21 protein-coding genes are annotated in these 19361 nt (G+C 71.0%); 8 read left to right on the top strand and 13 right to left on the bottom strand.

Annotated elements, in window-relative coordinates; genetic code table 11:
* Positions 1-15: 15 nt before the first annotated feature.
* The 3 genes from ASC76_RS03915 to ASC76_RS03905 are packed head-to-tail and all read right to left on the bottom strand — an operon-like array spanning position 16 to position 1613.
* Entirely contained in the window at positions 16-495 is a 480-nt protein-coding gene (locus ASC76_RS03915) for a GNAT family N-acetyltransferase (protein ID WP_056462605.1), read from the bottom strand.
* Positions 496-503: 8 nt separating this feature from the next.
* Positions 504-965, bottom strand: coding sequence for a protease inhibitor I42 family protein (locus tag ASC76_RS25655; RefSeq protein ID WP_056462602.1), 462 nt, complete (start codon positions 963-965; stop codon positions 504-506).
* Between the two features lie 18 nt (positions 966-983).
* Positions 984-1613 carry a pyridoxamine 5'-phosphate oxidase family protein gene (locus tag ASC76_RS03905; protein WP_056462595.1) on the bottom strand — a complete coding sequence of 210 codons (630 nt, stop codon included), beginning with the start codon at positions 1611-1613 and terminating at the stop codon, positions 984-986.
* A 63-nt stretch (positions 1614-1676) separates the two neighbouring features.
* On the opposite strand from ASC76_RS03905, the gene ASC76_RS03900 reads away from it, so the two are divergent.
* Complete coding sequence (locus tag ASC76_RS03900; RefSeq protein WP_056462592.1) at positions 1677-2135, top strand: DUF3717 domain-containing protein; 459 nt, start codon at positions 1677-1679, stop codon at positions 2133-2135.
* Here the strand turns inward: ASC76_RS03900 and ASC76_RS03895 are convergent.
* From ASC76_RS03895 to ASC76_RS03880, 4 genes are all read right to left on the bottom strand, one after another.
* Positions 2119-3435: a trans-acting enoyl reductase family protein gene (locus tag ASC76_RS03895; RefSeq protein WP_082548700.1), complete on the bottom strand. Its 1317-nt coding sequence runs from the start codon at positions 3433-3435 to the stop codon at positions 2119-2121. The two genes, ASC76_RS03900 and ASC76_RS03895, sit on opposite strands and share 17 nt — an antisense overlap.
* 46 nt (positions 3436-3481) lie before the next feature.
* Positions 3482-4852, bottom strand: coding sequence for a HAMP domain-containing sensor histidine kinase (locus ASC76_RS03890; protein WP_056462582.1), 1371 nt, complete (start codon positions 4850-4852; stop codon positions 3482-3484).
* Positions 4853-4901: 49 nt separating this feature from the next.
* Positions 4902-5621 (bottom strand): response regulator, encoded by a 720-nt coding sequence (locus tag ASC76_RS03885; protein ID WP_056463194.1) that lies wholly within the window; start codon positions 5619-5621, stop codon positions 4902-4904.
* Positions 5622-5722: 101 nt separating this feature from the next.
* Positions 5723-6313, bottom strand: coding sequence for a Spy/CpxP family protein refolding chaperone (locus ASC76_RS03880; RefSeq protein WP_056462579.1), 591 nt, complete (start codon positions 6311-6313; stop codon positions 5723-5725).
* Between the two features lie 181 nt (positions 6314-6494).
* Here ASC76_RS03880 and ASC76_RS03875 point away from each other — a divergent pair, with 181 nt between their 5' ends.
* The 3 genes from ASC76_RS03875 (at position 6495) to ASC76_RS03865 (ending at position 9914) form a co-directional block, all read left to right on the top strand.
* Positions 6495-6863, top strand: coding sequence for a hypothetical protein (locus tag ASC76_RS03875; RefSeq protein WP_056462576.1), 369 nt, complete (start codon positions 6495-6497; stop codon positions 6861-6863).
* Positions 6864-6903: 40 nt separating this feature from the next.
* On the top strand, positions 6904-8604 hold the full coding sequence (locus tag ASC76_RS03870; protein ID WP_056462573.1) for a DUF418 domain-containing protein: 1701 nt from the start codon (positions 6904-6906) through the stop codon (positions 8602-8604).
* A gap of 98 nt (positions 8605-8702) precedes the next feature.
* A complete protein-coding gene (locus ASC76_RS03865) occupies positions 8703-9914 on the top strand; it encodes an MFS transporter (protein WP_056462570.1) in 1212 nt (403 codons plus the stop codon).
* 21 nt (positions 9915-9935) lie between these two features.
* Here ASC76_RS03865 and ASC76_RS03860 read toward each other — a convergent pair whose 3' ends face one another.
* Positions 9936-10562, bottom strand: coding sequence for a hypothetical protein (locus ASC76_RS03860; RefSeq protein ID WP_056462567.1), 627 nt, complete (start codon positions 10560-10562; stop codon positions 9936-9938).
* 267 nt (positions 10563-10829) lie between these two features.
* Between ASC76_RS03860 and ASC76_RS03855 the strand changes: the two genes are divergently transcribed.
* The 4 genes from ASC76_RS03855 (at position 10830) to ASC76_RS03840 (ending at position 14258) form a co-directional block, all read left to right on the top strand.
* The gene (locus ASC76_RS03855; RefSeq protein WP_056462564.1) at positions 10830-11198 is read left to right on the top strand and encodes a PRC-barrel domain-containing protein; all 369 of its coding nucleotides are present in this window, start codon (positions 10830-10832) and stop codon (positions 11196-11198) included.
* Positions 11199-11303: 105 nt separating this feature from the next.
* Positions 11304-12065, top strand: coding sequence for an endonuclease/exonuclease/phosphatase family protein (locus ASC76_RS03850; RefSeq protein WP_056462561.1), 762 nt, complete (start codon positions 11304-11306; stop codon positions 12063-12065).
* Complete coding sequence (clsB, locus tag ASC76_RS03845) at positions 12062-13264, top strand: cardiolipin synthase ClsB (RefSeq protein ID WP_056462558.1); 1203 nt, start codon at positions 12062-12064, stop codon at positions 13262-13264. Before ASC76_RS03850 ends, clsB begins: the two co-directional genes overlap by 4 nt.
* Positions 13265-13349: 85 nt before the next feature.
* Complete coding sequence (locus tag ASC76_RS03840; RefSeq protein ID WP_235580335.1) at positions 13350-14258, top strand: lysylphosphatidylglycerol synthase domain-containing protein; 909 nt, start codon at positions 13350-13352, stop codon at positions 14256-14258.
* A 13-nt stretch (positions 14259-14271) separates the two neighbouring features.
* Here ASC76_RS03840 and ASC76_RS03835 read toward each other — a convergent pair whose 3' ends face one another.
* From ASC76_RS03835 to pedF, 5 genes are all read right to left on the bottom strand, one after another.
* The gene (locus ASC76_RS03835; protein ID WP_235580334.1) at positions 14272-15228 is read right to left on the bottom strand and encodes a beta-propeller fold lactonase family protein; all 957 of its coding nucleotides are present in this window, start codon (positions 15226-15228) and stop codon (positions 14272-14274) included.
* Entirely contained in the window at positions 15225-15818 is a 594-nt protein-coding gene (locus ASC76_RS03830) for a cytochrome b (protein WP_056462552.1), read from the bottom strand. Before ASC76_RS03830 ends, ASC76_RS03835 begins: the two co-directional genes overlap by 4 nt.
* Positions 15819-15831: 13 nt before the next feature.
* Positions 15832-17979 (bottom strand): TonB-dependent receptor, encoded by a 2148-nt coding sequence (locus tag ASC76_RS03825; RefSeq protein WP_056462549.1) that lies wholly within the window; start codon positions 17977-17979, stop codon positions 15832-15834.
* A gap of 76 nt (positions 17980-18055) precedes the next feature.
* Positions 18056-18916 carry an ABC transporter substrate-binding protein gene (locus ASC76_RS03820; RefSeq protein WP_056462548.1) on the bottom strand — a complete coding sequence of 287 codons (861 nt, stop codon included), beginning with the start codon at positions 18914-18916 and terminating at the stop codon, positions 18056-18058.
* Positions 18913-19353 carry a cytochrome c-550 PedF gene (gene pedF / locus ASC76_RS03815; protein ID WP_056463188.1) on the bottom strand — a complete coding sequence of 147 codons (441 nt, stop codon included), beginning with the start codon at positions 19351-19353 and terminating at the stop codon, positions 18913-18915. The genes ASC76_RS03820 and pedF overlap by 4 nt, the downstream gene beginning before the upstream one ends.
* Between the last annotated feature and the right edge of the window lie 8 nt (positions 19354-19361).

Below are 19361 nucleotides of genomic sequence, written 5' to 3'. Positions count from 1 at the left end.
GGCCCGCGCGCCGGCTCAATCCGGCGCCACCGGCGCCACCCACAAGTCCTTCGCGAGCCGCACGCAGGCTTCGACGCCGCGGTAGTAGCCCGGCAAGGTCTGGATCTCGCGGTAGCCGAGCCGCGCGTAGAACGCGCGCGCGCCCTGGTTCGTGAGCCGCGCCTCGAGGTAGACCTGCCCGATCCCGGCCACCCGCGCCGACGCCTCCAGCCACCCCACCAGCGCCGCGCCGATGCCGCGGCGGCCGGCGTTCGCGCGCACCGCGAGCAGCAGCAAGTGGGCCTCGTCGTCGTGGTATTTCATGATGCCGAAGCCGGCGAGGTGACCGGCTTCGGGCGCGACGACGACATTCGTCGCGGCGTCGGCGATGCAGCGCAACACGCGCGGCGCGATCCAGCTCCAGCCCAGCCCCTGCTCGATCCGATCGCGCGACAACGCGGCGATCGCAGGCGCGTCAGCCCGCTCGGCCGGGCGCAGGACGAGCGCGGCCGTCATGCCCCGCCCTACTTCACCGTGACGTCGAAGCTCACCGCCTGCAACGGCGCGTCGAGGCGATGCGGTCGGCGCAGCGCGAGCTTCAACGTCACCGCGCCCGGCGCTTGCGGCCGGAAGCGGAAGACCGTCGTGCCGTCCGACTCGAGCGGGTTCACGTCGCGCGCGGTGCGCTCGAAACGCGAGCCGGTCGGCACCAGCACGCCGGGCCCGAGGTCGACCACCGACCATTCGAAGTTCTGCGCGATCGACCAGGCCGAGTTCGGCAACTCGACGCGCAGCTCCTGGGCCTGCGCGACGACGACGCGGGCACCATCGTTCGCGCTCGTCACCGTGACGGCACTCTTGCCGGGCGCCTCGACGGTCGCCGGGGCGACCGGCAGCTTCGGCTTGTCGCCACTGGCGCAGGCGGCCAGCAGCACGAATGGCACGCACAGCGCGAGGGGGCGCCAGGCGCGCGAAATGATCGTCATTCGGACTTCTCCATCGAATCAATAAAGGCTGGTCTTCAGGCGCGCCGGCAAGGCGCTGTCGTAGGCCGCGCCGTCGATCTCGTCGTGCGTCAGCGCGGCCAGCATCTGCCCGGGCGTCGGCAGGCTGTCGCGTGCCACGTGACGCGACGGATCCCACAGCGCGGAGCGCACGAGTGCGCGCGCGCACTGGAAGTAGACCGTCTCGACCTGCACCACCATCACCGAGCGCGGCCGCTGGCCGTCCACCTCGAAGCGCGCCAGCAGTTCGGGCGCGATGCTGAGGTGCGCGCGGCCGTTCACGCGCAGGGTCTCGCCGACGCCCGGCACCAGGAACAGCAGCGCGACCCGCGGATCGCGCAGCACGTTGCGCAACGTGTCGGTGCGGTTGTTGCCGCGCCGATCGGGAAGCCACAGCGTGTGCTCATCGGGCGCGACGACGAAACCCGGCGCGTCGCCGCGCGGCGAGACATCGAGCCCCTCCGGCCCGGCGCTGGCCACCGCGACGAACGGCGAGGCCTCGATCAGCGCGCGGTAGTGCGGGTGAAGGTGATCGGTCTCGTTGCGGATCGACGTCTCGCCCGGGCTGCCATACAGGGCGGCCAGCGTGTCCAGGTCGTCGATGCGGTGTTCGGCGGGCGTCGGGGTCATTGGTCAAAGGGTATCAAACATTGCCGGCGGTGCGCGCTATCCTTGGCGCCCCGCTGGAACCCCATGGCCGCCATCCACATCACCGACATCGAGTCCGCCATCAACTGGTGGCGCGAGCGCTCGCCCTCGCCCGACGGGATCACCGCCTGTGCGGAGGTGCGCGCCCTCGCGACGGTGTACGGCCTGATGGTCTACTACCACGAGACCGAGTGCGACGAGGCGACGATGCCCGCCAAGGCGCGCGACGCCTGGCTGGGCTGGTACGCGACGACGCCCGACGCACCGTGCATCGCGATCTGCTCCACCAGCCAGGGCGACGACATCTGCAAAGGCTGCGGCCGGCGCTTCGACGAGGTGCAGCACTGGCCGGTGATGACGCCCGCCGAGAAGCGCGCAACCTGGCGCCGCATCACGATGGAAGGCAGCGCCTGGCGCTTCAACCGCTATGCCGAGCGCGCTGCCGAAGGTGCAGCCGAACGACCGGCCGAGCCGGCCGCCGCGCCGCTCACGCCACCACGCTGAACGTGACGCCGGCGCTGCGCAGCGCCGCGACCGCCTCGATCCCCAGCCCGGTGGCGGGCGTGACGATGCCGAAGTGCGGCGTGCGCCCGAGCTCGCCGCGCGCCAGGCCGACGCCTGCGCTGACCATCATCTCCGGCGTCGAGCGGTAGCCGGGGTGGCCCTGCGCCTCGACCCGGCCGCGCAGGCGCTGGCCGCTGGTCGAGGTGGCGAACAGGTCGAACGCGTAGCCGCTGCCGGCCAGCATCGCCTCGCTGGGGCCGACGCCGGGCTTGGGCGCGAACGCGTCGATCAGCTTGCGCAGCACGCCGCGCTGGAAGCTCAGCGGCCCCGAGACCGAGGCACTGAGGCTGGCCAGCGGCGCCGCGATCGACGCCGCCGCGGCCCACTGCATCGGCAGCGTCGCGGCCCGCGGCACCAGCGCGAGCTTCGGCACCAGGCTCGCCATGTCGGTCGCCTCGATGTAGTGGAAATCCGGCGCGAACAGCGCCGGGTCGTTGGCGAGCGCGACCGAGCGCAGCACGACCGGCGGGTTGATGAACGGCGCCGGGATCGTCGGCGCGACGACGGCCTGCACGTCGCTGTCGTACTGCGGCACGAAGCGGTAGGCGTTGCGCTCGGCGACGGCCGGCGCATCGGGCGCGTCGCGCGGCAGCAGGCAGGCCGGATTGCGCACGCTGTCGGTCGTGTCGAGCTCGAGCAGCATGCGCATCGAGCCGACGGTGCCGCCGCTGACCGCATCGCGCGCGCTGGTGATGCGCTTGCCGGTGAAGCTGACCACCAGCTTCAGCTCGCGGCACGCTTCGCCGGTGCGCTGCTGCAGCTGCTGCGCGCCCCACAGAACGGCCAGGTCGAACGGCAGGGCCTCGTAGCCGCAGCACGCGATGATCTTGACCTTGGCGCGCTGGGCGGCGCGATGGTGGCGCTCGATCAGCTGCCGCACCCAGAAGGTCTCGCCCGTCAGGTCGAGGTGATGCGTGCCGTGCGCGATGCAGGCCTGCACGACCGATTCGCCGGTCAGCGCGTACGGACCGGCGAGGTTGAGCAGCACCTTGGTCTGTGCCGCCAGCGCCTGCAGCGAATCCGCCTGTTCGGCATCGGCGACCACGATGCCCGGTTGCAGTGCGGCCGGCGGCACCAGCTCGCGCACCACGGCCTGCAATCGCTCGGCATTGCGGCCGGCCACCGCCCAGCGCAGCGGCTTTTCGGCCGCGCGGCGCGCCAGCGCCAGCACGGCCTGGCGGCCGGTGAAGCCGGTCGCGCCGAACACGATCACGTCATAGGGTTTCGCAGCTGCTGCCATGGTGTCGCTCGGCGGGGGGTCGGGCGACGAGCTTAGCGCAGCGCGATCAGCCGGGTGTCGCAGCCGCCGCGAGCGGCAGCGTCAGCACGAAGCAGCTGCCGCCGCCGTCGCGCCCTTCGCAGCGCACGCTGCCGCCATGGCGCTCGGCGATCTGCTTGACCAGGCTCAGGCCGAGGCCCACGCCGCCGGCCTGCTCGGCATGCCCGGGCATCCGGAAGAACGGCTCGAAGATGCGCTCGCGCATCGCCTCGGGCACGCCCGGCCCGCGGTCGCAGACGCGCACTTCGGCGCGCGCGGCCGGGCCGTCCCTGCGCGACTCGATCCACACCTCGACCTCGCGCCCGCCATAGCGGCGCGCGTTCTCCAACAGGTTGCGCAGCGCGCGGCGCAGCAGCCGGTCGTCGCCGTCGACGCTGGTCGGCTCGCCGTCGACCGCGGCATCGACGCGCGCGGCCTCCTCGGCGGCCATGCCGAGCAGCTCGACCCGTTCGTCCTGACCGGGCGTGGGTGCGGCATCGAGGCGGCTGGCCAGCAGCACTTCCTCGACCAGCGCATCGAGCTCGGCCACATTGGTGTCGATCTCCTGCTTCAGCAGCGCGCGCTGCGCCGGTCCGGCGCTCTCGAGCATCGACACCGCCATCTTCATGCGCGCCAGCGGCGACCGCAGCTCGTGGCTCGCATTGGCGAGCAGCGACTGGTGCGAGCGCACCAGCGCCTCGACCCGCGCGGCGGCGACGTTGAAACTCGACGCGACCGCGGCGACCTCGTCATGCCCGGTCACCTGCACGCGGTGATGCAGCTCGCCGGCGCCGAACTGCTCGACGCCCTGCTTCAACGCCTCAAGCCGGCGGGTCAGGCGGCGCACCACCGGGTACGCGCCCGCGGCGACCGCGATGAACAGCATCACCAGCACGGCAACGAGACCCACGCCCTGCCAGGCCCGCGGGATGAACGGCAAAAACGGCGGGCGCCCCGAAGGCTCCGCGCCCGGCGGCTCGGGCGGACCGCCGTGGCCGATGGCGCCGCGCTGCCGCACGAAACCCGGGCGCATCATCCACAGCGTGCGGCCGTCCTCCAGCCGCACCGCGAGACCGCGCTGCACGCCTTCGGCCAGGCGCCGCTCGAACGATTCGGATTGGGCGATGCGTTCGCCGCTGGCGCTGTCCAGGGCGAGCGGCAGGCGCAGGCGTTGCGACCATTCGCGCAACGCCGCGGCCTGGTCCTCGGCCGGCATGTCGTGACCCGGCAGCGAGCGCTGGATCAGTTCGCCCCAGGCGCCCATGCGCTCGGTGAGCACGCCCTCGGCGCGCACCCGCTCCTGCTCCATGTGACGCTGGAACACCCAGCCCGAGGCCGCCGCGAACAGCAGCAGCACCACCACCACGGTAGCGTAGATGCGCAGGTAGAGGTTGTTCACCGAAGCCCCGGCGCGGCGGACCGAACGACGCTCGCCGCCGCACTCGCCATCAGGACTCGCGCGCTTCGTCGGCGTCCTGCTTGCGCGCGAACACGTACCCGGCGCCGCGCACCGTGAGCACGCGCCGCGGCAGCTTCGGGTCGTCCTCGATCACGGCGCGGATGCGGGAGATGTGCACGTCGATCGACCGGTCGAAGGCTTCCAGCGGGTGGCCCTTCAGCGAGTCCATGATCTGGTCGCGCGAGAGCACCCGGCCGGGGCTTTGCGCGAGCACGACCAGCAGGTCGAACTGGTGACCGGTCAGGTCGCAGATCGTGCCGTCCAGCCGCGCGACGCGCGCGCCGAGGTCGACCTCGAGCCGGCCGAAGCGCAGCACATCGTCACCCGCGGGCTGCGGCGAGGCGCGGCGCAGCAACGCCTTCACGCGCGCCAGCAGCTCGCGCGGTTCGAACGGCTTGGGCAGGTAGTCGTCCGCGCCCAGCTCGAGACCGACGATGCGGTCCATCGGCTCGCCACGCGCGGTCAGCATCAGCAGCGGCAGGTGTCGATGGCGGCTGTCGCCGCGCAGCTCGCGGCACAGGTCCAGGCCGTCGCCGTCGGGCAGCATCAGGTCGAGCACCAGCGCGTCGTACGGTTCCGCCGCCAGGCGCTCGCGTCCCGCGGCGAGCGAGCCGGCGGTCTCGACCTCGAAGCCGGAGCCGCGCAGGTAATCGCCGACCATCGAGGACAGCCGGGCATCGTCGTCGATCAGCAGCAGGCGGGCGGTCATGGCGTGGGCGGCGTGGGTCGGTTGGGGCTTTGACATGACCGCGCTCTGCAACGCGAGCGCGGCCAGGCCACTGGCGGGGGCGAGCATAGCCTTGGACGAATTCATTTCGGCGCCGGGGGTTGTTGCTGGCCACGCGGCGAGTGCTCGCTCTGCATGCGCTGCATGCGGTCCTTCATCCTCGCCTGCCGCACCCTCATGCGCTCGCCGAGCTTGGCACGCTGTTCCGGCGTCAGCACGCGGGCGACGTCGAGCATCGCCTGCAGCATGCGCTTGTTGGCTTGGTCGTGGTGGGCAGTCATCTGCTGGCGCAGCGCTTCGGCGGCGTTCGCATCGACCACCGGCGCGGTGAAGATCTGCAGGCCGCGCTCGTGCAAGTCGCGACCGGCGTCGTGCTGCGCATTCATGTCCGCCGCAGCGGACGTGGCGATCTGCTTGATCTGGGCGCGCTGGGCGTCGGTGGCATTGAGGCCGTCCAGCATGCGGTCGACGGCGCGCGCGACATGCTCGGGGGAACCGCCGAACATCATCATCCCGCCGCCAGGCCCGGCGCCCATGCCAGGACCATGGTGGCCCTGCGCCAGCGCCGGCAGCGTCAGGCTGGCCGCGGCCGCCGCGAGCACGCCGAACGCCAGCAGACGCCACAGCTTCATCGAACCCTGGTGTGGCCATGCGGCCACCTTGATGTCACGCATCGAAAATTCTCCCGTGGATTGCAGGCAGATGGCCCGTGCACGAATGCTCGGCCGGACCGGTGAAGACGGCTTGGCTACGACGTAAAGAACTGTGAACAACGGCAGAATCCGTGGCGACCCCGGGCCGTGGCAAGATCGCGCCACACGACGGCCACGCGCCACGACATCGCAGGAACCCAAGATGACGAAGACCGCCGCAGCACTTCTGGCCGCCACCCTCCTGGTGGGCGGCTGCGCCTGGAACGACCCCGCCCCGCGCGAGACGATCGTCCGGGCGATCCCGCCGCGCAACCACGAGTCCTCGATCACCAACTACTTCGACGCGACCGCCAAGGGCATCGATCCGAACCGCGAGCTGATCATCGGCACGCCCCAGCGCGGCGCCTGCCCGATGGGCGGCAACAGCGGCGGCTATGTCGGCTGGGTCGTCCCGGTCGAGTACAAGACCCGCACCAAGGACAGCGCGACCGTGACCGTCACGCGCTACTTCTTCTGGTTCAGCGACGAGGTGATCCGCGGCGTGACGCGGCGGATGGAAGTCTGCCCGTGACCTGACGCCGGCTGGCGTCACGGCGCCACAATCGCGCACGATGGATGCCCCCCTGACCGATCCGGCGCCCGCGGGCGCGCCAGCGAAGGCATTCGCGCCCGTCGACGCGGGCCAGCGCATCGAAGCGCTCGACGCGATCCGTGGATTTGCCCTGCTCGGCATCTTCCTGATGAACGTCGAGTTCTTCAACCGCACGATCGGCACCATCGGCCAGGGCTTGCCGCGCAACCTGAGCGGCCTGGATTGGTGGGCCGGCTGGTTCGTCGCGTACTTCGTGCAAGGCAAGTTCTGGACGATCTTCTCGCTGCTGTTCGGCATGGGCTTCGCGGTGATGCTGGTGCGGGCCGAGCGCGCGGGGCGCGAGTTCATCCGCCTGTACTTGCGACGCATCCTCGCGCTGGCGGTCATCGGCGCGGTGCACTTCATCTTCATCTGGGAAGGCGACATCCTGTTCAGCTACGCGGTCGGCGCGCTGTCGCTGCTGATCGTGCTGTACGGCAGGCCGCGTCCGATCCTGATCGGCTGTGCCGCGCTCGCCGGACTGGGGTTCATACCGGGCCTCGACGGCTGCTTCGCGCTCGCGGGCGGCGTGGCCATCGCGGGCGCCGTCGCGCTGTACCTGCGCGGCACGTGGCGCGTGCGATGGCGTGGGCGATCCTGGCCGTTGTTCTCGTTCATCCTGATGGCCGCCGGCCCGGTGGTTTCGCTCGCGGCGCTGGTGGTGTGGGTCATCCCCAACGGACCGATCGGGCCGCGCCTGCCGCTGACGATCATGGGGCCGCTGCTGTTCCTGGCGGGCTGGCTGTCGTGGAAATACCGCCGGCCCGCGCGGCTTCGCGTGCTGCGCACGGCAGTCGGCATCTACCTGTTCATCTCGACCGCCATGATCTCCGGCGGCGTGCTCCAGCGCTTCGGCCCCGATCCGCTCCAGTGGCCCGTGCCGACATCCGCGGCAACCGCTCCTGCACCGGCGGCGGCCGCCGCCTCCGTGCCAGCCCGCGTGGCCGAGGCACGCGCCAAGCGCGAGGAGCAGCTGGAGCGCAACCGACGTCGCAACGCCGAGGAGCTTGCCCTGTTCACGCACGGCAGCTACGCCGAGACGGTGTACTGGCGCGCCGACCGCTTCATCGACAAGGCCGCGGGGGATGCCGGCTTCGCGGTGCTGCTGACCGCGATGTTCCTGCTCGGCACCTGGTTCGTCCGCTCCGGGTTGATGGAGAACACCGCGGCGCACCTGCCGCTGTTCCGCCGCCTCGCGCTCTACGGATTGCCGGTCGGCATCGGCATCGGCCTGCTGGGCAGTGCCATCGCGATGTCGCACACGCCTGGCGACCGCCTGGATGGCTGGGGCATCGCCAGCGGATTGCTGTTCCTGGGCAACCTGCCGGCGTGCCTGGGGTATGTCGGCCTGATCGTCGTGATGCTGCACAGCCGGGGCCCGTGGTCGCACGTGCGACTGCTTGCACCGATGGGGCGCATGGCGCTGACGAACTACCTGATGCAATCGCTGATCTGCATGACCTGGTTCTACGGCTTCGCCCTGGGCCACTGGGGCATGCCGCGCGCGCAGCAGCTGGTGTTCGTCGTGCTGGTCTATGCGCTGCAGGTGGCGTTCAGCCACTGGTGGCTCGCGCGCTTCCGCTACGGACCGATGGAGTGGTTCTGGCGCGGCTTCACGTACCGCCAGGTGCCGCCGTTCCGGATCGACGCGAGGACGCCGCAGCCGCCGCACCCGGCTTGACGGGATCCGTCGGGCCACGGGGCCACGGGGCGCTCGGACGGCCTGCGGCACGCCGGCCGGGCGCAGCCGCTACGATCGCCCTGCCGCCCCCGCCCTGCATGACGCCCGCCGATTTCTCGTTCCGCCGCATCGCCGTCTCGGCGTTCGCGCCCTCGCTGCTTTTCGGACTGGGCGAAGGGGCGATCCTGCCGGTCATCCCGCTGCGCGCCCGCGATCTCGGCGGCTCGGTGGCCGAGGCGGCGCTGGTGGTGACGCTGATCGGCGTGGGCTCGCTGCTCAGCAACATCCCGGCGTCGCTGCTGACGATGCACCGCGGCGAGCGTTGGGCGATCGTCGCCGCGGCGGTGTGGTGCGCGCTGGCGATCGGGCTGTCGGCGTGGACCAGCCAGCTCGCCGTGTTTGCGCTCGGCTGCTTCATGGTGGGCATCTCGCAGGCCGTGTTCGGTCTCGCACGCCAGAGCTACCTGACCGAGGCGGTGCCGCCGGAGTTCCGCGCGCGGGCGATGTCGATGCTGGGCGGCTCGATGCGCGTCGGCCTGTTCATCGGCCCGTTCATCGCGGCGGTGGCGATCCACGGGTACGGGTTGCTGGGCGCATTCGCGGTCGGCGTCGTCGCGCTGCTCGTGGCTGCCGTCGTCGCGGCGCGCATCCCCGACCTCGTCGCCCCGCCGGACGAGCGGGCCACCGAGGTGGCGACTGCGCCGGGCGCGGCGCCCTCCCTGCGCTCGATCCTGCGCGACCACCATCGCCTGTTCGTGACGCTCGGCATCGGCGTGCTGCTCGTCAGCGCGGTGCGCGCCACGCGCCAGGTGGTGATCCCGCTGTGGGCGGACCACCTGATGCTCGCGCCGTCGCTTGCGGCGCTGATCTATGGCGTCGCCGGCGGCGTCGAGCTGCTGGTGTTCTACCCCGCCGGCAAGGTGATGGACGTGAGGGGCCGGCGCTGGGTCGCGGTGCCGTCGATGCTCGTGATGGGCCTGCCCTTGCTGCTGATGCCGCTGACGACCGGCGCCGCCAGCCTGCTGCTCGCCGCCTGCGTGATCGGCTTCGGCAACGGCATCGGCTCGGGCATGGTGATGACGCTCGGTGCCGACCATTCGCCGCGCATCGGCCGCGCCCACTTCCTCGGCGTGTGGCGGCTGATGTCGGACATCGGCGCCTCCTGCGGCCCCGCACTGCTGTCGTTCGTGGCAGCGACGCTGTCGCTCGGCGCCGGCGTGGCCATCACCGGCGTGATCGCGCTCGCCGCCGCCGCACAACTCGCCTACTGGATTCCGCGCGCGGAGGCGACCCGGCGGCCGTTGCGCTGACCGCCCCCCTTGTCGCTCTCCTCAGCGGGCGACGTGGTCCACGTACTCGGCGTACGGATCGGCCGCCTGTGCGCACTGGGCGCGACACTTCGCGGCGGTGAGTTCGCCGATGCCGGAGACGGTCAGCAGTTCGTGATCGGAGGCGGCCAGGATCTGCGCCGCGGTGAGCAAGCCGCGGCGCCGGAAGCCCGCCTGCGTGGCGTTGCGGATGTCCAGCGTGCTGATGAACGACGGGAAGAACCGATCGAGGATGTCGGCCGCGCCGCCCAGCTTGGTGACGAAGCCGCGCCAGTCCTCATTGCCGAGCTCCTTCGCCAGCGCCTGACGTCGATCGCCGACCTCGCCTGCGGACTCGACCACCGCTCGCACCGCCAACAGGAACGGCAGGTAGTTGCAGGGCTCGACCCGGCCCGCGTCCGTGGCGACGCGCTCGTACAGATGGGGCGGGAAGCTTGCGTCACCGGGGCGCTGGTCGCCCGCCCGGCGCCGGATCCACCGGCCCTGCCAGACCTCGGTGGCGATCACCGGTGGCGGACTCTGCGGATCCGCATGGACTTCCCCGTGGCGCAACAGCACGCGCCGCGGGGTGCGCAGCTGCAGCGAAGCCCGGAACTCGTGCGCGTCGATCGAAGGGGGTGTGAGCAGCATGCATGCGTCTGCGAGTGTTCACAGGCCAGGAACGAAGGTGACCCTACTTTCCCTCGCGGCCTACTGCCGGCTTGTAGGAGACCGCGATACGCGGAGATCGGAAGGCACGCAGCCGACTGACGGCCACCGGCCACGATGCGGCCGGACGGACTGGTCCTACAAGCCGAGGGCCGTTGGGCCGATCGCTGAAGTGCGAACCGTCGCCAAACATTGGTCCTGTGCGGCGCACTCCCGCGCCGCACCTCGTATCGACAGCGAAGGAGAATCATGGACACCACCACCACCGCGACCGAGCAGAGCACCCACGACGTGATCTCGTCCGAGCGGGTCGAGGGCACCGCCGTGTACAACGAAGCCGGCGACCGGCTCGGATCGATCGACGACCTGATGATCGACAAGCGTTCGGGCCAGGTGCGCTACGCCGTGCTGGAGTTCGGCGGTTTTCTCGGCATCGGCACCGACCGCTACCCGCTGCCCTGGGATGTGCTGAAGTACGACACCGACCGCGGGGGCTATGTCGTCCCGCTCGACAAGGAGCGCCTGTCGGATGCGCCGCGCTACCCGGATACCGAGGTGCCGACCTACACGCCGGAATACAGCCGCCGTGTCAACGACTACTACGGCGGATATCTGTAGCCGCAGGGCGGCGTCGTCAGCGCTGCGGGCCTCGCGCTTGGCCTGCAGCGCGCGCATCCCTTCTCCTACAGATCGGGGGTTGCGGGACCGGTACGGTACGGTCTCATGCAACCGACCGCCGACATCTCGTTCCGCGTGCTCACCGTCAACACGCACAAGGGCTTCGCCTTCCTGAACCGCAAGTTCGTGCTGCACGAGTTGCGCGACGCGGTGCGCGTCGTCGGCGCCGACGTCGTCTTCCTGCAGGAGGTCCAGGGCGAGCACCACCTGCACTCGACCCGCATCGGCCGCTGGCCCGAGGTGCCGCACTACGAATTCCTCGCCGACGAGATCTGGCCCGACTTCGCGTACGGGCGCAACGCGGTCTATCCGCACGGCGACCACGGCAATGCCGTGCTGTCCAAGTTCCCGATCGTCGCGTATGAGAACCGCGATGTCTCGATCGACGGCCACGAGACGCGCGGCCTGTTGCACTGCACACTGCGCATTCCGGGCCGCGACACGGCACTGCATGCGATCTGCGTTCACCTCGGCCTGAAGGAATCGCATCGACTGCGCCAACTCGACCTGCTGGGCGAGGTGATCCGCACCCACGTGCCCGTTGACGCGCCGCTGCTCGTCGCCGGCGACTTCAACGACTGGCGCCGCCGCGCCCACGCGACGCTCGAACGCAGCACCGGGCTGCGCGAAGTGTTCGTGCATGCGACCGGGCGCGCGGCCAAGACGTTTCCGGCCCACCTGCCGATGCTCGAACTTGACCGGATCTATGTGCGCAACACCAAGGGCGACACGCCGGTGCCGCTGCCGCGCGATCCGTGGTCGCGCCTGTCGGACCACGCCCCGCTCGCCGCGGAGATCCGCGTATGAGCTCGCGCTGGACCGGTGGCAACGACGCGCGTCTGCTCGAGAACGGCGAGGAGTTCTTCCCCGCCGTGTTCGAGGCGATCCGCAATGCGCGGCGCGAGGTGATCCTCGAGACCTTCATCGTGTTCGAGGACAAGGTCGGCAAGGAACTGCACGCCGCGCTGCTGGATGCCGCGACGCGCGGCGTGCAGATCGACGTCATGGTCGACGGCTTCGGCTCGTCCGACCTGAGCGGCGAGTACCTGGGCGCGCTGACCGGCGCGGGCGTGCGCGTGCGCACGTTCGACCCCACCTCGCGCCTGTTCGGCGTGCGGGTCAATGTGCTGCGGCGGATGCACCGCAAGATCGTCGTCGTCGACGGCGAGCGTGCCTTCGTCGGCGGCATCAACTACTCCGCCGACCACCTCGCCGACTTCGGGCCGCAAGCCAAGCAGGACTACGCCGTCGAGCTGCGCGGGCCGATCGTCGACGAGATCCGCCAGTTCGCGCGCACCGCGATCGGCGTCCCCGCTGCGCGCCGCCAGCCGGCCCGCAGCGCGCCGGCGGGCGATGTCGAGGCGCTGCTCGTCACGCGCGACAACATCGACCACCCGAACGACATCGAGCGCCACTACCGCGCCGCGATCCGCAGCGCGCGCAAGAGCGTGCTGATCGCGAACGCGTACTTCTTCCCCGGCTACCGCCTGCTGCGCGAGATGCGCCGCGCCGCACGCCGCGGCGTGGACGTGCAGCTGATCCTGCAGGGCGAGCCCGACATGCCGATCGTCAAGACCGCGGCGGCGCTGCTCTACGAGCACCTGCAGCGCGCCGGCGTGCAGATCCACGAGTACTGCAAGCGGCCGCTGCACGGCAAGGTGGCGGTGGTGGACGAGCACTGGGCGACCGTCGGCTCCAGCAACCTCGACCCGCTCAGCCTCTCGCTGAATCTGGAAGCGAACGTCGTGCTGCGCGACCGCGCATTCGCGCAGCACCTGCGGGGGCGGCTCGAGCACCTGATCGCGCACGAGTGCACGCAGGTGAAGCACCTGGAGCACACCGGCTGGCGCTGGTGGGTCAACCTGCGCTCGGCGGTGGTCTTCCACGTGCTGCGCCGCTTCCCCGGCTGGGCCAGCCGACTGCCCCGCCACCGGCCGACCCTGGCCGCGTGCGAACCGGGCCCGATCGAGATGTCGCCGTCGCCGGGGGGCCGGCGTGTCGGCTGACGCGGCGGCCCGCGCATCCGGTGGCCCATCGGGCGGCGCGCTGCACGGCATCAGATCGCACCGATGGTGGGCACCGGCCAGGCGCGTGCTCACCATCGCGTTCTTCGTGCTGGTGCTCGGGCTGGTCGCGCACCAGGCGCGCAGCGTCGACTGGAGCGCGGTGCGCACCGCGTTGCTGGCCTACCCGCTGTCGACCCTCCTGGCCGCCGCGGCGCTCGCACTCGCGAGCTTCACGGTGTACTGCAGCTACGATCTGATCGGCCGTCACCAGACGAAGCATGAATTGCCACGCTGGCAGGTCGCCGCGATCGGCTTCACGTCGTACGCGTTCAACCTCAATCTCGGCTCCCTGGTCGGCGGCATCGCCTTCCGCTACCGCCTCTATTCGCGGCATGGCCTGGCGACCGGCGTGATCACGCAGATCCTGGCGCTGAGCATGCTGACCAACTGGCTCGGCTACCTGGTCGTCGGTGGCCTGGTGTTCGCGCTCGCGCCGCTGCCATTGCCACCGGACTGGCGCCTGGGCAGCGAGGGCTTGCGCGTGCTCGGCGCCGCGATGCTGGCCGCCGCCGGCGCGTACCTGGCGACCTGCACGTTCGCGACGCGCCGCGAGTGGCGGGTGCGCGGGCGCGACCTGCGCTTGCCCTCGGCTCGGATCGCCGTGCTGCAGCTCGCCGTCTCGTCGATCAACTGGTTGCTGATCGCCGCGGTCGTGTGGACGTTGCTGCAGCACAAGATCGAGTACCCGACCGTGCTTGCGGTCCTGCTCGTCGCCGCGGTCGCCGGCGTCATCACGCACGTGCCGGCGGGCCTCGGCGTGCTCGAAGCGGTGTTCGTCGCGCTGTTGGCGCACCGCGTGCCGCAGGGGGAACTGCTGGCGGCGCTGGTCGCGTATCGCGCGGTCTACTACCTCGGGCCGCTGGCGCTGGCGTGTGGCGTGTTCCTGGTGATCGATCGACCCGCCGTGGCAGGGCAAAGAATCAACAGTGCCTGATCGGTCCAGGGCGTCAACGGATCGCCACGCCCCACGGCAGCTTGCCGACGCCGATGTCGGCGATCTTGACCTGCCGCTCCGTGTCGATCACCGACACCGAGCCCGACCGCCCGCACGCCACATACAGCTTCTTGCCGTCCGGAGTCAGCGCCATGTTCCACGGCCGCTGGCCGACGCCGATGGTCGCGACGATCGTGTTGGTGGCCGTGTCGAGCACCGACACGGTGGCGTCGCCGCCGTTGGAGATGTAGACGCGCTTGCCGTCCGGATGCACCGCGATGCCGTTGCTGCGCACGCCGCCCTTGAGCTTGGTGACGACCTGGAACGCGACGGCGTCGAGCACGTAGACCTCGCTCGAGTTCTCGGCGCCGACGTAGGCGCGCTGACCGTCCGGCGAGAAGCCGATGCCGCGTGGCCGGTCGCCGACCGGGATCTGCGCGATCTGCGCGCGCTTGTCCACGTCGATCACGTCGATCGCGCCGCCCTCCTCGGCGCTGACGAAGACGAGCCGGCCGTTCGGGCTGAACATCGCGTGCTCGGGGTTCTTGCCGCGCACCTTGACGGCGAAGACCTTGGCGTTGGTGCGCGTGTCGACGAACATGATCTCGTTCGTCTCCTCGATCGCCGCGACGATCCAGCGGCCGTCCGGCGACAGGCCCAGGCCTTCCGGCGATTCGCCGAGCGCGATGCTGCCGGACTCGCGTCGCTTGTCCGTGTCGATGATCGTCAGCCGGTTCGCGGGCTGATCGCTCACGTACACGAACGCGCCGCTGGTGCCGACCACGATGCCACGCGGCTTCTTGCCGGCCGCGATCTCGGCGACGACCTTGTCGGTCTGGGTGTCGATCACGCTCAGCGTGCCCGAGCCCTCGTTGGGCACATAGGCGAACGGCGCGGCGCCAGCCACCATCGGCAACGAACAGGCCGCGGCGACGGCGGCGACGGCGAGGCAGTGGGAGAAACGTGTCATCGGGAACCTCCGGAATCGGTCACAGGGTGGGGGCTGCCGCGCCGTGCCGACCACGGCCACATGCGCGCGAGGATGCCGTCGCGGTCGACCAGGCCGTGCTTCAGCGCGATCAGCACGTGGCCGACGATCAGCGCAGTGAAGAGCCAGCCGGTCGCCACGTGCAGCAGGTTGAAGGCCGAATACACGGCCGGGATGTCGGGCCCCCAGGGCTTGAGCGCGAGGCCGAAGAACTTGATGCCGTGCTTGCTGAAGTTGGAGGCGATGTAGCCCGAGAGCGGCATCGTCAGCATGCACGCGTACATCGCGTGGTGGCCCAGGCGCGCGGCGCGCTGCTGCCACAGCGGCAGGCTCGCCGGCCAGCGCGGTGGCCGGTGCCGCAGGCGCCACAGCAGCCTCAGCACGATCAGCGCGCCCAGCACCAGGCCGACCGACTTATGCAGGTTGATCGTCGCCGCGCGTGCCGGCGTGCCGCGCGGCGCCAGGTCGTCGAGCAGGAAGCCGAACGTGATCTGCCCGAGCAGCGCGATGCCGATCAGCCAGTGCAGCAGGCTGGCGACGCGGTCGTAACGGGTGGGGTCGGTCGGGCTCATGGCGGCGGCAGCGTCAGAACTTCACCGTCGCCGACAGGCCGGCCAGCCAGGTGCGGCCCGGCGCGGGCTCGAAGAAGCGCGCGTTGCCCTCGTTGACGATCACCGAGCCGGCATAGCGCCGATCGAACAGGTTGTCGCCGCGCACGAAGCCGTTCAGTTCCCAGCGGCCGAGCGGCAGCACGTAGCCAACGGAAGCGGAGGCGATCGCATAGCGCGGCGCGATGTCGCTGTTGGCGTCGTTGACGAACACGCCCGTCACGTAGCGTGCCTCGATGCCGGCGCGCCATCCTGCCGGCGGTGCCCAGTTCAGCGCCGCGAACAGCGACCCGCGCGCGATGCCGGGGATGCGGTTGCCGCCCGGAATCTGCACGTTGGCGGCGGCGCACGGAACGGCCGTGCAGGTCAGGAACCCGTCCCGGTAGGTGGCGTTCAGCAGCGTGGCCGCGACCTGCGCGCGCAGGTTCTCGAACCAGGTGGCGGTCCAGCTCGCCTCGACACCCGTGCGCCGTGTCGCGCCCGCGTTCTGATAGGTCGTGCGGCCACCGAGATTGGTCTGCGTGACGATCTCGTGCGCGGTGTCGGTGCGGAAGGCCGCGAGCGTGGCCTCGCCCCACCCGTCCAGCCTGGCCTTCACGCCGACCTCGACGCTGGTGCTGGTCGACGACTCGAGCCCGAAGTTCAGCCCGGTCTGGCCGCCGCTGCGGTAGGCGAGCTCGTTCAGCGTCGGTGTCTCGAAGCCGCGACCCGCCGTCGCATACAGGTGAAGGTTGTCGTTGACCGCAAACATCAGCCCGGCCACCGGCAGCGTCGCGCTGTACGCGGCGCGACCGCTGTCGTCGGGGTTGGTGCCGACGATGTACGCGTCGGTCGACGTGAAGCTGACGCGGCTGTGGCGTACCCCGAGGTTCAGCGACCACTGCGGCGCGAACTGCCACGCCGCCTGCAGGTACTGGTCGAAGCTGGACACGTCGTTGCCCTCGTCGCGGCGCAGCGCGCCGCGCACGCCGAGCGTGCTGCCGATGAAGTTCTGGTAACCCTGGCGGTGCTCGGCGAGCACGTCGTACGCGACCCCGCCGACCAGCGTCAGCGGTGTCGCCCCGAGCTGCAGCTTGCTGGTCCAGCGCAGGTCGGTGCCCTCGTAGTCGCGGCCGAGCAGGATCACGCCGCCCGGCTGGCGCGGCGAACTCTGCTGCGTGGCCACCGGGATCGACTGGTACTGCTCGGTGCCGCGGTGGCCACCGTAGACCATCGCCTGCAACGAGTTGGCGGCATCGACACGGCGCTCGTAGATCACGCCCAGCTGCGTCTGGTTGACGGTCTTGCGGGTGTCGAACGCGAGCGCAGACGGGTCGACGCCGCGCGGGTTCGCCTCGTACTGCGCACGGTTCAGGCCCAGCGGGTCCTGCGCCTTGGGCAGCGCCACGCTGTTCGCGATCAGCGTCCACTTGTTGTCGGCATCCGGCCGGAACGTGAGCTTGGCGTTGCCCAGCGTGCGCTCGGTCTCGCTGTGGTCGCGGTAGCCGTCGGTCTGGAAGCGGCTCGCGCTGAGGTTGTAGCCGAAGCCGCCGTCGGTCCCGCCGCTCGCCTGCACGCCGTAGCGCAGCGCGCCGTCGCTGCCGCCCGAGACGCCGAAGCCGAGCGTCGGCGCGCCACGGCCCTCGGCGGTGAACACCTGGATCACGCCGCCCGACGAGTTGCCGTACAGCGCCGAGAACGGCCCGCGCAGCACCTCGATCCGCTCGACCGAGCCGAGCTCGACGTTGGTGATCTGGCCCTGGCCGTCCGGCAGCGTCGCCGGGATGCCGTCGACATACAGCCGCACGCCGCGGATGCCGAAGGTCGAGCGCGCGCCGAAGCCGCGCACCGAGATCTGCACGTCCTGCGCATAGTTCTGGCGGTCGCGCGCCAGCAGGCCCGGCACGGCGCCCAGGCTCTCCGAGATGTTGACCAGCGCGTGGGCGTTGCGCACGTCGTCGCCGTCGATGCGCGTGATCGACGCCGGCACGTCGGCGGCGAGCGCCTCGATCCGCGTCGCCGTCACCACCACCGGCGCCAGCTGCGCCGCGGCCGGAGATCGCGGGGCGTCGCCCTCGGCGGCCCACGCCAGCGACGTGGTCGTGCAGAAGGCCGCGACTAGGCGCGCCGGGAAGGTCGGGTTCATCGTGTCTCCGTCTGTCGTTGTGCGTCGCCCGGCCCGCCGGTGGCGGGCCGGCGCGCGGGCCGAGGCGAGCGGCGGATCAGGCCGTGCGCCAGCCCACGTTGTAACGCACGAACAGATCCTTCAGGCGACCGGACTCCGCAAGACCGTTCATCACGGTCTGAAGTGCCTGCGCCAGATCGACGGCATCGCGCTTCACCGCGAGGCCGGTGGCCCAGCCGCTGCGCGGTGCGCGCGGCGACGGCATCGGCTCGATCGCGTACCGCGCGTCGCCGCGCAGCACCGATTCGATCTCGGAGCTGGTGCCCGCCGCGACGCTGACCTCGCCACGCTGCAGCGCCCGGGCGCACTCGGTCCCGTCCTTCCACTGGGTGCTGAGCTGGCTGCGGTAGGCGCCGCCGTCCGCACCCAGCAGCAGCCAGCCGGCGAGCGTCTGCCCCGGCACCGCGATCTTCTGGCCGGCGAGCTGCTGCATCGTGTCGAGTGCCGGCACCTTCGCCAGTTCGCGGGCCATCACGATGCGCTCGCGGTAGTAGGGCGCGAAGATCGTCGCCTGCGGCGTCGCGTCCATCAGCGGGCGGTCGACCGGCACGTGCATCAGCACGTCGGCCGGTCCGTAGCCGAGGTAGTGACCGCGCCAGACCATGTTGCGGAGGTCGTCGTTCATGTTCTCGTCGGCGTTGAACGGCAGCAGCGAGAGCTTGACGCCCAGCCCGTCGGCCAGGGCCTGCGCCAGCTCGACGTCGATCCCCTTGCCGGCGACATGGAACGGCGGCATGTCGTTGTAGACACCAACGATCAGGCTGCCGCGCTCGCGCACCTTGACCAGCGTCGCCGCGCCCGCGCGCATCGCCGCGCCGCCCAGGCCGAGCAGCGCCGTGGCCGCGGCGATCCGGCCGAGGGCCGCGCGTCGGCCCGGCCGCACGCCGGCGCGCGTCACAGGGCCTTCTCGCGGCGGGTTTCCAGGTAGGCCTTGATCGCCCAGATCGCCTCCTGGTCGAACGTGCCCTCAAACGGCGGCATGTAGACGGCGCCGTTGCGGGTGCGGCCGTGGCGCACCGTCGTGAGGAAATACTCGTCGTTGTCCTTCACGCAGGCGGCCTTGCGCGCCGCGTCCTTGGTCGTCGCGCAGTCGTTGTCGAGCTTGCGCAGATCGGGCGCGATGCCGCCCGAGACCGCATCGATGCCGTGGCAGCGCGCGCAGTTCTGGCTGTACGCCGAGCTGCCGACCTGCACCGCCGCGGGGTTCGAGCGGTACGGGTTCTCGGCGCGCCATGCGGCACCGACCTTCGGCAGGCTGGAGGTGTCGACGGCCTGCGGCGTCACGTCGCCGTGGGCCCAGGCCAAGGCGCTGGCCATGACGGCAGCGCCGGCCATCAGGGTTT

This window comes from Rhizobacter sp. Root404, from assembly GCF_001425865.1.
In the GTDB taxonomy this organism is placed as follows: Bacteria; Pseudomonadota; Gammaproteobacteria; order Burkholderiales; family Burkholderiaceae_C; genus LMDS01.
This window is presented reverse-complemented; position numbering and strand designations above follow the sequence as displayed.